This is a genomic window from Acinetobacter sp. 251-1 (assembly GCF_030329305.1).
GTDB lineage: Bacteria > Pseudomonadota > Gammaproteobacteria > Pseudomonadales > Moraxellaceae > Acinetobacter > Acinetobacter piscicola_A.
Window position 1 is genome coordinate 161,686 of sequence record NZ_JACANS010000007.1, and the last position, 13,200, is coordinate 174,885.

The window sequence follows — 13,200 nt, forward strand, 5'->3', positions numbered from 1 at the left end:
TCAATTTTAAAGTTTATTGATATTTGAGAAATACCTATGCGATTTAAATTGGCAGCAAGTGTAATGGGTTTAGGTCTTATCATGAATGCGTCAGCATTTGCAGCAGTCACCATTACCGCACCTGAAGAAATTGTTGTTTTGGCTGTAAATGATCAAGAAGTCAATACAGGTATTTTTAGAACTAAGAAAAATGAATATAAAGTCAATGCGGGTCAAACCGCAATCAGTGTGCGTTATCAGCAGTATTTTGAACATTTAAATAATGAACATGATATTTTAAAATCGGGTGTTATTACGATTACGGCACCTAACTTACAAGAGGGTCAGAGCTATAAATTAAATTTAGTGAATGCGCCCAAAGATTTTGATGCAGCCAAGAAATATGCTGAACAACCTACAATTGCTTTGTATGATCAAAATAATCAAATGATTGTGCAGCAAACAGGTGCAAATAATGAAGCGAAACCTTGGTTATCGGGTGGTGTTTTTGGTCGAGTATTTGATTTAACAACCTCAAAAAAATCTGAAAATCAACCAGCTCCTGTTTATGCCAATACACAGCAGTCTGCCGCTGGGGGCAATACAACCGCAACACCCAATACATCAGTTGATTTAAATACAGCCAACGGTGCAGATCAACAAATGATTCAGATCTGGCAAAGAGCATCAAAAGCAGAACGTCAACGTTTTATGAGTTGGGTGGCTGAACAATAATAGGTCAACAACCTATACGACATGAAAAAAGGAGGGGAAATAGCGATATTTCTCCATCCTTTTTTATGTGATTGCTACATTATGTGGTGTAAAACCTAAATTCTTAGCTCCACCAATAGCGTAAAATATGAAAGAAAATAGGTGCTGAAAAACAGATTGAATCAATGCGGTCTAACATACCACCATGCCCATGAATCAATTGTCCCCAGTCTTTGACCCCACGATCACGCTTGATTGCAGACATCACCAAACCACCAAAGAAGCCAAAAATACAGACAATCAAACCGATCAAAGCAGCTTGTAAATAAGTGAAAGGTGTAAGCCAATTCATTAAAACACCTAAACCTGTTGCCAGTACAATGCCTCCGACTAAACCTTCAATGGTTTTAGATGGTGAGAGGATCGGTGCAACTTTGTGTTTTCCAAATAATTTTCCACAAACATATTGTAAAACATCAGAGGCTTGCACCACCATGATCAGCCAAATTGCAAGCCAAATTTTCTCCCCATCAAAGCCAGGCAGTTTTAGGTTGAGTAAAGCAGGTACATGGGAAATACAAAACACACTGACCATCAAACCCCACTGAATTTTTGCACTTCGTTCTAAAAAATGCGTGGTATCTTCCTGTTTTAAACTGGCAATTGGAATCAGTAAAAAGACATAAAGGGGAATGAAAATTGAATACAAGCCGTACCAATCGGTATAAATTAAATAGTATTGATAAGGAATGACAAAATAAAAAGCGATCAGTAAGGGGAAGTAATCACCACGCCGCGTGGGTAATAAACTGATAAATTCACGTAATGCAAATAAAGAAATAATGCCAAAAAGAATAATAAAGGCTGTTTTTCCGAGCAGAATAGCAGCTCCAATGACGATCAGCATGACCCACCATGCATTGATTCGTGCATTTAAATTGTCAATTACAGGAGAGGCTGTAGTTCCTGCACGTTGTTTTAAAATAAAACCGACAGTGGATGCGAAAATTAAAATGGCTGCAAAAATACCAAATAATACATAAGTTTGCTCTAAGTTATCTAAGGTCATTGGTTTTCAACCTCTTTTAATTTTAGGAGTTCTTGTTGTGCATATGCTAAAAATTCGGCTTTATTCATTTCAATATGCTCATTAAGCGGACAGCCAAAACATACTGTAGATAATAAAGGCAAAGGCACAAATGCACCTTTGGGCATGACACGTCTTAGATTTGAAATCCATACAGGAACGATTTCAACCTCAGGAAAAGCATGATGTAAATTGTATAGACCACTTTTAAATGTCAATAACTCAACATCATCATTGAGGTTACGCGTGCCTTCAGGAAAGAAAATAATAGAATAGCCTTGTTCTAAGGCATCCTTAATGGGCTGTAATGGGTCTTGATTATTTTCACGATTTCGCTGAATAGTGACGCCGTTGAAAGTATTATGAATGAGAAAACGGCGGATCCCATCTTTTAACCAATAGTCAGAGGCTGCTACAGGTTTAGTCTTTCTGCGTATGGGGGTAGGTAAGGATGACCACAATAAAATAAAGTCAATATGACTATTATGATTGGCATAATAAATACGTTGTTTGGATTCTTCGGGTTGGCAACCTATCCATAAGCTACGAGCACCTGTGAGTAATCGAGCACCACGCCGTGTTAAAAAAGAGATGAAGCGAGCAAGATAGTTTGAAGCACTTGGTGTTGTGGGCAAAGATCTTTGATTATTATCCTGCGGTGTAATTTGCGTCATAATAAAACCAAAATTGTTATTGTAAAAAATAAGTTAAATATGAAATCCATTAAAACAAGAGATCATATGGTGAGTAAAGTTATTTGTCATTTAAATTGATATTCAGTTTTTATAAATGTTATGAGCAGATTGGAAATCATCCATAATAAGAAATAGATGAGCGTTGTTATGAGATAAATAGCCTAAGCAAATTTAACATATTTATGTGAATGTCATATAATACTTTATTATTTTTTATAGAATATTTGATCATGACACCCGCATGTAAAGTTTTAAAATCAAATAAAATCGAATTTTCAATTCATGAATATGAACATGATGTGAATGCGAAAAGTTTTGGATTAGAAGCGGCAGAAAAATTAGCTTTAAATGTCGAAGAAGTATTCAAAACACTGATGGTAACAGATGATAAAAACTATTTTGTTGCTGTGTTACCTGTAAGTCACCAACTGAATTTAAAAAAAGTTGCAACTGCGTTTGGTGCGAAAAAACTGCATATGGCAGATCCAAAAGATGCAGAGCGTTTAACAGGATATTTGGTCGGAGGAATTAGTCCTGTTGGTCAAAAAAAGCGCTTAAAAACAGTAATTTGTGAAAGTGCAAAAACATTAAAAAAAATATATGTCAGTGGGGGGAAAAGAGGGTTAGATATCGGTGTGAATCCCAATGATTTGGCTCAGGTTTTAGCTGCTCATTTTGCAGATATTGTGGATGAATAAAACTTTTATTGAATATCTTTATTTATATTTAGGACTATTTTTTGATCATATTGATCTGAAATTTTAGTTGAGATTAAGATTAGGCTCAAAAGCCGCATGGTGCGGCTTTAAGTGACTGAAAATTATAGATTGTATATTAATTTAAGCCGTTTTTCGATTGACCACGAACTTATAAAATAGCAAGCTACACGCTGTGATTATGGCACACAGTAAATAAGCAAAACTATAATCAAAATGCGCAATAATCATGCCGAGTAAGATTGAACCGACAGCAATACCAATGTCATAGCAGGTAAAAAAGGTTGAGGTCGCATGCCCAATTCGATCTCTTGGCGAGCGTTGAATCGCGAGTGTCTGTAAGCAAGGTTGGGCGGAACCAAAGCCCATGCCAATCAGTACTGCGGCAAAAAGAAAGCCTGTGACATTTTCAACTTGGCTTAACATGGCTAAACCGACTGCAAATAATGCAATCGCAGGATAAATCACATAACTTGCACCTTTACGGTCGTAAATTTTTCCTGTGATTGGGCGTAGGCTCATCATCGAAATTGCAAAAACCACAAAAAATGCACTGGCATAAGCGAGTAGGTGTTTTGCTTCGGCAAAGGTGGAAATAAACGACATAATGCTTGCGTAGGAAAATGAAGTGATCATTGCCATCACAGACACAGAAATTGCCTTTTTTTCAACAAAATGGTTAATATTGAGTTTTTTATTTTCAACTTTAAGCGCTACAGCTTGGTTTTGCTGAATTGGAATAAAAAAGCATAAGGCAAAACCTAGACAAATAATTACCGCTAAAATGGCAGTTATAGTTAAATAGGAAATTGATTGGATCAAAGTTAAGCCAATCAGGGGGCCAAGCACAATTCCCAAATTGACTGACATGACAAAATATCCCATGCCTTCGCCTTTTCGTTTTTCTGGAATAAAATCATTCACAATCGGAACTGTGACAGTCGTTAATATACTGAACCAAATTCCATGTAAAAAGCGAATAATCATCAAGATAGTGAAATTGTCAGCAAGTAAATAAGAGACTGCAAATAAACAAAATAAAGTTTCAGAAATATATAATGTTTTTTTACGCCCTAATTTTTCAATAATCAGTCCACTAAATGGTCGGACGGCGATGGAGGAGACCATAAATAAAGTGATTGCCAAACCTGCTTGAGTCAAGCTGCCACCTAAATCATTTAAAATATAAATGGGTAAAATGGTGGTTTGGGCAAAATAAAAGATAAATAAAAATAAATTATTGGCTAAACAAAGAATAAAGGATTTATTCCATAAATGTTGTGCATTTACAGTTGACATAAATAACCTGAATGTTGGGAGAGGCGTAAAAGAGCTAAAAAGTCTTTTATGGAGAAAAATATGGTTAATTTTAATACAATTAGGCAACAGAGTATAGTGTAAAGATCGTATTAAATAAAAAAGGAATCGTAGCCGATTCCTTTTTTATTTAAGCAATAGTATTTCATTGTATGGCAGAGTTTATTTTATAAACCTGCTTCATAATCTGAATTGCTAAGCAGTTTTTCAACATCGCTCAGATGATCTGCTTTAATTTTATAAATCCAACCTTTACCATAAGGGTCGTCATTAACAAAATCAGGATCATCTTCAAGTGCAGGATTGATTTCAACCACAGTTCCTGAAATGGGTGCATGAATATCAGATGCAGTTTTCACTGATTCAACCACACCAACGGCTTCACCTGCAGTGACTGGACGACCAACCTCAGGAATTTCAACATAGACCAAATCGCCAAGCGCATCTTGTGCATGATCAGAAATACCTGTAACAACGAGATCACCTTCGATTCGTACCCATTCATGTGTTGCTGCGTACTTTAATTCAGCAGGATGATTCATGCTCACTCCTTAAAAGTTTCACTTTATTTTTCTACGTGTTATACAGGTTTTTGTTAAAAAACAAAAGATTTAAAAGTGCTATAGATATGGGTCTTTGCGCCAATTGCTTGGGCTACGTCCACTCCAACGTTTAAAAGCACGACTAAAATTGGCGACATCACTATAACCTAGCTCATCTGCAATTTGTTCAAGCGTATAGTCTGTTCTTGACAGTAACGAGGTTGCATGTCGATAACGCACTTCATCCACTAGCGTTGAAAAGGATGTCCCTTCTGCAGCGAGTTGACGTTTTAATGTTCGATCAGACATATGTAAGCGTTCAGCAACATTTTCAATACTTAAATAATGCTGTTCAGAATGCGTCAAAATATCACGTACACGCATCGACAAACGACGGCGTTCCCCAATGGCAGACAGTTCAGCTTCACATTGGTTAATCGCAATTTGACTGGCAATCGGATCTGCATTGACCATTTTCAAACCAAGATAAGATTTATCAAAGCTGGCAATCAAGTGAGGCTGCTCAAAGCGCATTTGATAACGACCTTGGAGTTTATCGATATATTTATCAAAACCTTCAGGTTTAGAAAAATCGAAGTCGATATCGCCTTTGAGATCATCTATACCCGTTAAGGCACGTGCCATCGTCATAATCCCAAAGGTTAAACCCATTAAAATTTCGGTTCTTAATGGTTCAATATCAATATCACATTGCAATTGTAAGGTGGCTTTTTCGCCAAAAGTAGAAAAATACAATTGTAAAAATGGCATACGCAGTTGAATAAAACGATTGGCTAAGACCAATGCGTCAGTAATATCATTGGCAGTCATGATCGCATAACCAATAAAACCATGAATGGAAATACGCATTTGTGTACCAATTTGATAGCCAAGCGTACTTTCACCCGTGAGTTTTAAAGCATGTTTAACCAATTCATTCGCAATTGTCGTTGGAATACGAAAGTCTGGTTCAGCCAATTGTTCGCTATTAAAAGGGAATGGCGCAAAAAAAGTTTCGGCACTGTAGCCCCATCTCGAAACAATATCGAGTAATAAAAGTCCATAAACACCAGGAATTCCCTGATCTTGGCGAGCTGAAGTGTTCTTCATATGCTATCCGTTGCTCTCAACATATGTGTTTAAGTTGCATATTGTCATGATTCTAATCAAAAACCATAAAAATTGTAAGACAAAAAATAGCTTTTAATTGTTTTGAAAATCTCGATTAAAAACAACAATTTTAGTTGTCGAAATCAGTAAAACATCGCCATTTTGATTTTTTGCTTGAGTGATGTAACTCACAATACCACGATCAGGTTTAGTTTTTGATGGAGTGATAGAAACAATTTCCACTTCAACTGATATTTTATCACCTACGCGCGTTGGGCGTGGCCAACGTAAATTAGAGTCTGAGCCGATCAAGCCATAAGCGACAGGAAAACATTCTGTCCAAAGTCGCATGACGATCGCAGAAGTATGCCAGCCGCTTGCTGCTAAGCCTTTAAAGATTGGGTGTTCAACCGCTTTTTCTGGATCTGTATGAAAAATTTGAGGATCATATTTATGGGCAAAATCTAAAACTTCATCCAAACTAACTTCATATTCTCGGCTTTTAAATTGATCCCCTACATTCAGATCTTCTAAATACAACATTTATTCATCATCCTTTTCTTTCATACCTTGTTGTTCTACCAAAAAACCGCCTGTTTGTCTTTGCCATAAATTGGCATAAATGCCATTTTGGCGAATTAAATCTTCATGTGTGCCTTGTTCAACGATTTTACCTTGATCTAAAACGATTAATCTGTCCATTTGCGCAATCGTTGATAAACGATGGGCAATAGCGATCACGGTTTTATTTTGCATCAAATCATCTAAACTGGACTGAATTGCTGCTTCAACTTCAGAGTCTAAAGCACTGGTTGCTTCATCTAAAATTAAAATCGGAGCATCTTTTAAAAATACCCGTGCAATAGCAATACGTTGGCGTTGACCACCAGATAATTTAACACCTCGTTCACCGACATAAGCGTCGTAACCTGTACGTCCACGAAGGTCTGATAGTTGAGGAATAAATTCTGCGGCTTTGGCTTTTCTGACCGCTTCAAACATTTCCTCATCAGTCGCATCAGGGCGACCATATTTAATATTTTCAGCCACAGTACGATGTAAAAGGGAAGTATCTTGGGTCACCAAAGCAATGCTTTTTCTCAGGCTATCTTGTGTGACATCTTCAATGTCTTGTCCATCAATGGAAATTCGACCATGGTTGAGGCTATAAAAGTGTAAAAGGAGCTGAATCAGTGTAGATTTTCCTGCACCAGAACGCCCAACAATACCAATCTTTTCACCTGGTTTAATGTCTAAATTAAAATGATCAATCACGTTTTTATTATTATATGCAAAGCTCACATCTTCAAACTTGATTTGACCTCGTTGAATGTTTAGCGCTTTGGCATCTGCTTTATCTTGGATATGAATCGGCTTGCCTAATGTATTCATACCATCTTGGATGGTGCCAATATTTTCAAACAACATCGAAGTTTGCCACATCATAAACTCAGCCATACTGTTGAGTTTTAAAATCATTGCTGTGGTCGCAGCAATGACCCCAATCGCAGCTAAGCCTTCTAACCACAACCAAATAGCAGTACCCAATACCCCAAAGAACAGTACAAAAGTCAGTAAGTTAATGCAGATCTCATACATTGAACCTAAGCGCATTTGGTGAAATACGGTAACCATAAATTTTTGCATCGAGGCTTTGGCATATTCACTTTCACGACCTGCATGCGCGAACAGTTTCACTGTTTGAATATTGGTATAGGCATCGGTTACACGTCCAGTCATTTCTGCACGTGTATCGGCTTGGGCTTTAGAAATTGCCCCTAAACGTGGAATAAAATAGCATGCGGCAGTAATAAACAAACCTAACCAAATCAAGAGTGGAATCAATAAAATGGGGGAGATTGCGCCTAACACAATACTGATGGTAATGAAGTAAATAATGACATAAGTCACCATATCACCCAAAATGACCCAGAACTCACGCACAGCCAATGCTGTTTGCATGACTTTAGCAGATAAGCGACCCGCAAAATCATTGTGGAAAAAGTCTAAACCCTGACGTAACAATAAGTTATGAAAGCGCCAACGCAATCGCATTGGAAAGCTGCTATATAGAACTTGATGTCGAATAATCGACTGCATATTAGCAAAGAAAATATTGGCAAATAAGATCAAGGATAAAATAATCAGATTATTCTTATGATTTTGAATAAAATTTTTAGGTGTAGACTGCGTTAACCAATCCACAAGATGCCCAATTTGCGAGAAAAAAATAGCTTCAAAACTGGCTGTCGCAGCAGTGAATAAAATCAATAAAACCAAATACTTTTTGACACCATAAGCGGACTGCCAAACAAAGGCAAAAAAAGTTTTGGGTAACGGTTCATTTAGCCCTTCATTCGGATAAGGATCAACACGTGTTTCAAACCATTTTAAGAAGCTATTCATACAAAAAAGTGGCGTCCATAAGTCTGTAGGAAATTGAGTTTGTTGTATAAATACATATATTTATATGCATAGGAAGATCAAAATACGATAAGTTTTTGTGTAAACATCATGAGAATAACATGTGTAGATTGCAATTTTAAATCAATGATAAAGGCTTTTGAAAATTTACACTATAAAAAGAATAATATCAGAAGCGATGCAAAAAAATGTGAGATAAAAAATGCCTTTATCTCGGGGCATGCTATGTAAATGCAGAATACAATAGTTGCTTTGATGATGATTTAAGCAGAAAATATAGCAGCACAATCTAATTTCTGAATAAAGATCTTTAAATATCATGCTATGAAGAAATCGAACATTCAAACACAGCGGAATTCATGGACAACAGAGCAAGATTGCTTCTTGATTGAACACAATGCATTGTCCATGCAAGAATTGCGTCAGCATTTGCCATACTCGGAAGTAGACATTCAAAATCGTAAAAAGATTTTAGGACTGAATCAAAGAGACCGACAAATGCGTAAGTTTTTATAATGCCACGTATGTGTTTATATAACGACATAACGACTGGATTAACTGCATTTTATTTTAGATTCTTAATGACTCGCGTCACCACGCCCCAAATTACCATTTCTTGACCATCTTGAAAATGAATATCAGGAAATTCAGGATTTTCTGCTTGTAACCATCTACGATCACCCTCGATCATAAGGCGCTTTACAGTAAAATCATTATCGACCAAAGCCACAACAATATTACGATTTTTTGCTTCGATACTACGGTCTACAATCAAATCATCATCAACATCGATGCCTGCGCCTAGCATGGATAAAGAAGCCACTTTGACCACAAAGGTTGTATTGGGGTTTCTGATTAAATATTCGTTAAAGTCAATCGATTGTTCTGTGTAGTCCTGCACAGGAGAAGGTAAGCCAGCTGCAATTTTGTTTTGTGCTAGTGGAATAGATGCTGTGCTTTTACATTCAAAAATAGCAATAGATGCGACTTCACGTACTTTTTGTTTTTGTGCTTTGTTCGTTAAATATTGTTTTACTTCATTGACCTGAGATTTTGGCACATGAACAATTTCAGTTTCTTCTGTAGAAGTTTGTGCATTTTTTACTTCACTCGTCGTACTCAAATTACTTAAATTCGTCATGTCTTTATTCTTAATTAACTCAGTCTTGCCAAAGTCTATCTTGATCAATTCTGAATATCAAATTTAAAAAATATTGATTTTCAATAAGATATATAAAAAACATTTAAAATGAATTTTTCATAATTTTGTACAGATATATGTCATACAATGTCATTACATTATATTTTTACTTTATTTTTTATGATAAAAATCAATGTGAAACTCATGTTGGATTATCTTAAGATAGGGTGCTTAGAGTACAAATGAGTAATAAAAATAAAGCAGATGGTACTGAAATAACCCTGTTCAAGCTGAAATTTTACTTTTAAAAAGAGCATGAGATCATTACAGTAAATACTCAGCTAAAAAAATTGAGTCATTCATGAAATGGGATGAAATTGGTGAGCAGCCTTGCCCAATTGCACGTACTTTATCGGTGATTGGTGATCGTTGGACTTTTTTGATTATTCGTAATGCATTTATGGGAATGCGCCGTTTTGATGATTTTCAGCAAAACTTGGGGCTTACACGCCATATCTTATCAGCACGTTTAAAGCGTTTGGTCGAGCATCAGGTATTGGTAAAAACGCCTTATAAGGATCGCCAGCAGCGTTTTGAATATTGTTTGACTGAAAAAGGGCGAGCACTTTATCCAGTCTTGTTGACGATGGCGGATTGGTCAAATCAATGGATGGATATCGCACATGAACCGATCGTGCATTTTGTACATCGTCCATGTCAGCAGGTGCTTAAACCTGTTTTGGTTTGTTCAGATTGTGGTGTGTTATTAGACGCACAGCAGATTAAACCTGTTTTTAATCTGGATTTTATGCAAAAAATGATCAAGAAACAGGCTTAAAGTGACGAGTAAATCATGATTACAAACAATTTGCAGGTTTAGGAATACCTGCCAAACGACTTAAATGGCGTGCAACCAAACCCGTTTGAAATTTGTCTTGTAGTAGAGCATTGTTGATGTCAGCGCTGACACTTTTCATTAAAAATTTAATTAAAGGGCGTGTCGCAGGAGAATGTCCAAATTGGTGATAAAACTGACGTACTGCTTGTAAAACTTCAAAATGCCAAGCGGTTAATTCTAAATTTAGACTTTGTGCCAGTTGTTGTGCAACATCTTCATTCCAAATTGTATAATCGACTAAGTGACCATCTTGATCGAGTTCTAAATTCATAAAATAGCCTAACTGTCTAAGCGAAAATGAGTTCACTCATTTTGATTGGGAGAAATAGATTATTTTAAACTGATGCAACGTTTAAAGTCTAAAACTAAGTCGGCAAAAGTAGCATAAGTAAGAGTTTGCACATTTTGACTCAATGGTGTTGCAAGCAAATCCAAATCTGTTTCAAGTACATATACGGTAGTGTGTTGTTGTATACGTGCATCTTGAACGAACAAAATCGCATCCCCCATCAGTACCACTGCATCGTTTGCGTTTGACATGCTTGCCCACTGTTCTAAACAGGCAGAAGTTTTGCCAAATTCCGATTGGATTAAAAATAAAGTGTGTTGTGACATGTTTAATTTCTCATTTTTAAACTGAATAGTAGCGTTTATTACCAATACAACACATGATTAAAATCTTGAATAAATTGGGGATTTAAATCAATAAATTCAATTTCCTGTTGTGATTGCGTAACAAAAATTGAGTTTTTATCCTTATTTTCTACTAAAATAGGAGTTAAATCGTAAAACTCAAAACTATCCAACATGTTAGAAGCAAGTTTAAACGCATGTTTCACTTGATCAAAGATCTGTTCAGATTTTAGTAAACTGAGCGCACCATTTTGTAGTAAGACTTTGACTTTGCTGCCAAAAGTTGCAAGCACCATGGTCGCAGCAATACTTTCATTGATCTGCAAGGAGGTGAGGTTGGTTTGGGTTAAAATAACAAGTACAGTTTTCACACAATTTACCTTTGAATTGCAACACTTAAATAATAATAACATCCTAGAATTGAAGTAGACGGTCACAGGACTCAACTGCATCAGCAAGTTCACCTAGACCGACCAACTCAAAGCCTTCAGCAAGATTATGTGTTGAGATTTGATGTCGCTTGGCATTTTCTAGATCTGTGATGCCACGTGCTAGTGCAGCACTCACGCAGACAGGTAAACGGATTGCTAATTTCTGCCATTCACTGCACACATTTCGTTGATCATCGGGGAACCATTGCAATTGATTCGCAACGGATACACCATCTTGATAGAAGAAGACACGAAATTCTTGCTTTTTTGCATGTAGTGCTTGTGCTAAACCTAAGGCATGCCAAGCATGAATAGAGGTAGGTGCAGAGGTAATTAGTAATAAAGTACTCATTGAAACTTCACTTGAAGATTAGATGATAAAGACAGCATCATTTACACTTGATAACAATAGGTAGTATACAATGATTTTAGTGACTGGTGGTTTAGGCTTTATAGGCTCGCATGTGGTGATTAGCTTGCTTGCTCAGGGGCAAGAGGTCGTCATTGTGGATAACTTAGCCAATGCAAATTTACAAACATTAGAACGCCTTGAATATATTGCAGGAATGTATATTCCATTTGTAAAAATCGATGTTCGAAACACGCCCGCATTAAATAAAGTATTTGAACAATATTCAATCGATGCTGTAGTACATACCGCAGGTTTTAAATCACTTGAAGAATCCAAACTAAAACCACTTGAATATTATAATGATAATGTAAGTTGTATCATGAGTTTATTACGTTCTATGCAGCGTACAGGGGTACGAAGTTTGGTGCATTTATCTAGCTTAGCGGTGTATGGAAAATCCAGCTTAGCATTGAATGAACAACTTGATTTTAACTATTCGTATCCAAATCCTTATATCAAATCACAACAAATGATTGAAGAGATTATTCAAGATACCTGTAAGACTGACAATGAATGGCGTATTGCAATTTTACGTTTAGGGAATATTGTCGGTGCATTTGAACATGGTGTATTAGGTGAGTTTGTCAACCCATTGCCTAAAAACATTGTCCCAATGCTGTTGCAAGTTGCTGCGGGGCAACGAGATGTTATAGAACTCCAAGACCAAGCAAACACCACAGATGGTACTGTAGAGCGTAGTTTTGTGCATGTGTTGGATGTTTGTGAAGCTGTGCATGCCAGTTTATTTTGGTTGCAAAACCAATTGAATATTTGTGAAGCTTTTGATATTGCGGGTGAGCAAAGTTCGATTCGAAATTTAATTACTTGTGTGCAGGAAGTCACTGCTGCTGAGATTACAACGATTGACGCTGCATATAAATATGAAGAACTCGCACAAATAGGTTCAAACAGCACCAAAGCAGAAAGTATTTTAAAATGGGCAGCAAAACGTTCATTGCAAAACATGATTCAGGACGAATGGAAGTTTTATCAAAATACCTTGAACAATGGCTAGGCTGTTAGTACAAAGGGTAAATAGAGAATTGATTACTTGATAATGATTATTATTTACATTTTGGGTTTTACCGCTTATTATAGATA

General features: G+C 36.5%; 17 protein-coding genes. 5 read left to right on the forward strand and 12 right to left on the reverse strand.

Annotation, left to right across the window (positions count from 1 at the left end; all coding sequences use genetic code 11):
- Positions 1-36: 36 nt before the first annotated feature.
- Positions 37-714, forward strand: a complete 678-nt coding sequence (locus tag HX129_RS07610; RefSeq protein WP_286435097.1) for a YccT family protein — start codon at positions 37-39, stop codon at positions 712-714.
- 103 nt (positions 715-817) lie between these two features.
- On the opposite strand, the gene HX129_RS07615 is transcribed toward HX129_RS07610, so the two are convergent.
- On the reverse strand, positions 818-1,762 hold the full coding sequence (locus HX129_RS07615) for a phosphatidate cytidylyltransferase (RefSeq protein ID WP_130075170.1): 945 nt from the start codon (positions 1,760-1,762) through the stop codon (positions 818-820).
- A complete protein-coding gene (locus tag HX129_RS07620) occupies positions 1,759-2,454 on the reverse strand; it encodes a lysophospholipid acyltransferase family protein (RefSeq protein ID WP_130075169.1) in 696 nt (231 codons plus the stop codon). The genes HX129_RS07615 and HX129_RS07620 overlap by 4 nt, the downstream gene beginning before the upstream one ends.
- Before the next feature lie 251 nt (positions 2,455-2,705).
- Here HX129_RS07620 and ybaK point away from each other — a divergent pair, with 251 nt between their 5' ends.
- The gene (gene ybaK, locus HX129_RS07625; RefSeq protein ID WP_180045175.1) at positions 2,706-3,173 is read left to right on the forward strand and encodes a Cys-tRNA(Pro) deacylase; all 468 of its coding nucleotides are present in this window, start codon (positions 2,706-2,708) and stop codon (positions 3,171-3,173) included.
- 141 nt (positions 3,174-3,314) lie between these two features.
- Here the strand turns inward: ybaK and HX129_RS07630 are convergent, their stop codons facing one another.
- The 5 genes from HX129_RS07630 to HX129_RS07650 all read right to left on the reverse strand — a co-directional run bounded on the left by HX129_RS07630 (position 3,315) and on the right by HX129_RS07650 (position 8,566).
- Positions 3,315-4,490 carry an MFS transporter gene (locus tag HX129_RS07630; protein ID WP_130073603.1) on the reverse strand — a complete coding sequence of 392 codons (1,176 nt, stop codon included), beginning with the start codon at positions 4,488-4,490 and terminating at the stop codon, positions 3,315-3,317.
- A 185-nt stretch (positions 4,491-4,675) separates the two neighbouring features.
- Complete coding sequence (gene gcvH, locus HX129_RS07635; RefSeq protein WP_180045177.1) at positions 4,676-5,050, reverse strand: glycine cleavage system protein GcvH; 375 nt, start codon at positions 5,048-5,050, stop codon at positions 4,676-4,678.
- Between the two features lie 78 nt (positions 5,051-5,128).
- Complete coding sequence (locus tag HX129_RS07640) at positions 5,129-6,160, reverse strand: AraC family transcriptional regulator (protein ID WP_174492662.1); 1,032 nt, start codon at positions 6,158-6,160, stop codon at positions 5,129-5,131.
- 93 nt (positions 6,161-6,253) lie between these two features.
- Positions 6,254-6,703: a MaoC family dehydratase gene (locus HX129_RS07645; RefSeq protein ID WP_130073600.1), complete on the reverse strand. Its 450-nt coding sequence runs from the start codon at positions 6,701-6,703 to the stop codon at positions 6,254-6,256.
- Positions 6,704-8,566, reverse strand: coding sequence for an ABC transporter ATP-binding protein (locus tag HX129_RS07650; RefSeq protein WP_286435096.1), 1,863 nt, complete (start codon positions 8,564-8,566; stop codon positions 6,704-6,706).
- Between the two features lie 342 nt (positions 8,567-8,908).
- Between HX129_RS07650 and HX129_RS07655 the strand changes: the two genes are divergently transcribed.
- Positions 8,909-9,100, forward strand: a complete 192-nt coding sequence (locus tag HX129_RS07655; protein ID WP_180045179.1) for a hypothetical protein — start codon at positions 8,909-8,911, stop codon at positions 9,098-9,100.
- Between the two features lie 49 nt (positions 9,101-9,149).
- Here HX129_RS07655 and HX129_RS07660 read toward each other — a convergent pair whose 3' ends face one another.
- Entirely contained in the window at positions 9,150-9,725 is a 576-nt protein-coding gene (locus HX129_RS07660; RefSeq protein WP_286435095.1) for a LexA family protein, read from the reverse strand.
- A gap of 361 nt (positions 9,726-10,086) precedes the next feature.
- Between HX129_RS07660 and HX129_RS07665 the strand changes: the two genes are divergently transcribed.
- Positions 10,087-10,563, forward strand: a complete 477-nt coding sequence (locus HX129_RS07665) for a winged helix-turn-helix transcriptional regulator (RefSeq protein ID WP_286435094.1) — start codon at positions 10,087-10,089, stop codon at positions 10,561-10,563.
- A gap of 19 nt (positions 10,564-10,582) precedes the next feature.
- On the opposite strand, the gene HX129_RS07670 is transcribed toward HX129_RS07665, so the two are convergent.
- Genes HX129_RS07670 through tusD form a run of 4 tightly spaced genes read right to left on the reverse strand, consistent with a single transcriptional unit; the run spans position 10,583 to position 12,039 of the window.
- Positions 10,583-10,894 carry a TusE/DsrC/DsvC family sulfur relay protein gene (locus HX129_RS07670; protein ID WP_130073595.1) on the reverse strand — a complete coding sequence of 104 codons (312 nt, stop codon included), beginning with the start codon at positions 10,892-10,894 and terminating at the stop codon, positions 10,583-10,585.
- Positions 10,895-10,953: 59 nt separating this feature from the next.
- Positions 10,954-11,238: a DsrH/TusB family sulfur metabolism protein gene (locus tag HX129_RS07675; RefSeq protein ID WP_130073594.1), complete on the reverse strand. Its 285-nt coding sequence runs from the start codon at positions 11,236-11,238 to the stop codon at positions 10,954-10,956.
- 38 nt (positions 11,239-11,276) lie between these two features.
- Positions 11,277-11,627, reverse strand: a complete 351-nt coding sequence (locus tag HX129_RS07680) for a hypothetical protein (RefSeq protein ID WP_286435093.1) — start codon at positions 11,625-11,627, stop codon at positions 11,277-11,279.
- A gap of 43 nt (positions 11,628-11,670) precedes the next feature.
- Positions 11,671-12,039: a sulfurtransferase complex subunit TusD gene (gene tusD / locus HX129_RS07685; RefSeq protein ID WP_130073592.1), complete on the reverse strand. Its 369-nt coding sequence runs from the start codon at positions 12,037-12,039 to the stop codon at positions 11,671-11,673.
- Between the two features lie 70 nt (positions 12,040-12,109).
- On the opposite strand from tusD, the gene HX129_RS07690 reads away from it, so the two are divergent.
- Positions 12,110-13,114 (forward strand): SDR family NAD(P)-dependent oxidoreductase, encoded by a 1,005-nt coding sequence (locus HX129_RS07690; RefSeq protein ID WP_130073591.1) that lies wholly within the window; start codon positions 12,110-12,112, stop codon positions 13,112-13,114.
- Positions 13,115-13,200 lie beyond the last annotated feature (86 nt).

Bases quoted from the DNA above. Each gene is read 5' to 3' on its own strand.
- HX129_RS07610 (WP_286435097.1), top strand. From the start codon at position 37: ATGCGATTTAAATTGGCAGCAAGTGTAATGGGTTTAGGTCTTATCATG.
- HX129_RS07615 (WP_130075170.1), bottom strand. From the start codon at position 1,762: ATGACCTTAGATAACTTAGAGCAAACTTATGTATTATTTGGTATTTTT.
- HX129_RS07620 (WP_130075169.1), bottom strand. From the start codon at position 2,454: ATGACGCAAATTACACCGCAGGATAATAATCAAAGATCTTTGCCCACA.
- ybaK (WP_180045175.1), top strand. From the start codon at position 2,706: ATGACACCCGCATGTAAAGTTTTAAAATCAAATAAAATCGAATTTTCA.
- HX129_RS07630 (WP_130073603.1), bottom strand. From the start codon at position 4,490: ATGTCAACTGTAAATGCACAACATTTATGGAATAAATCCTTTATTCTT.
- gcvH (WP_180045177.1), bottom strand. From the start codon at position 5,050: ATGAATCATCCTGCTGAATTAAAGTACGCAGCAACACATGAATGGGTA.
- HX129_RS07640 (WP_174492662.1), bottom strand. From the start codon at position 6,160: ATGAAGAACACTTCAGCTCGCCAAGATCAGGGAATTCCTGGTGTTTAT.
- HX129_RS07645 (WP_130073600.1), bottom strand. From the start codon at position 6,703: ATGTTGTATTTAGAAGATCTGAATGTAGGGGATCAATTTAAAAGCCGA.
- HX129_RS07650 (WP_286435096.1), bottom strand. From the start codon at position 8,566: ATGAATAGCTTCTTAAAATGGTTTGAAACACGTGTTGATCCTTATCCG.
- HX129_RS07655 (WP_180045179.1), top strand. From the start codon at position 8,909: ATGAAGAAATCGAACATTCAAACACAGCGGAATTCATGGACAACAGAG.
- HX129_RS07660 (WP_286435095.1), bottom strand. From the start codon at position 9,725: ATGACGAATTTAAGTAATTTGAGTACGACGAGTGAAGTAAAAAATGCA.
- HX129_RS07665 (WP_286435094.1), top strand. From the start codon at position 10,087: ATGAAATGGGATGAAATTGGTGAGCAGCCTTGCCCAATTGCACGTACT.
- HX129_RS07670 (WP_130073595.1), bottom strand. From the start codon at position 10,894: ATGAATTTAGAACTCGATCAAGATGGTCACTTAGTCGATTATACAATT.
- HX129_RS07675 (WP_130073594.1), bottom strand. From the start codon at position 11,238: ATGTCACAACACACTTTATTTTTAATCCAATCGGAATTTGGCAAAACT.
- tusD (WP_130073592.1), bottom strand. From the start codon at position 12,039: ATGAGTACTTTATTACTAATTACCTCTGCACCTACCTCTATTCATGCT.
- HX129_RS07690 (WP_130073591.1), top strand. From the start codon at position 12,110: ATGATTTTAGTGACTGGTGGTTTAGGCTTTATAGGCTCGCATGTGGTG.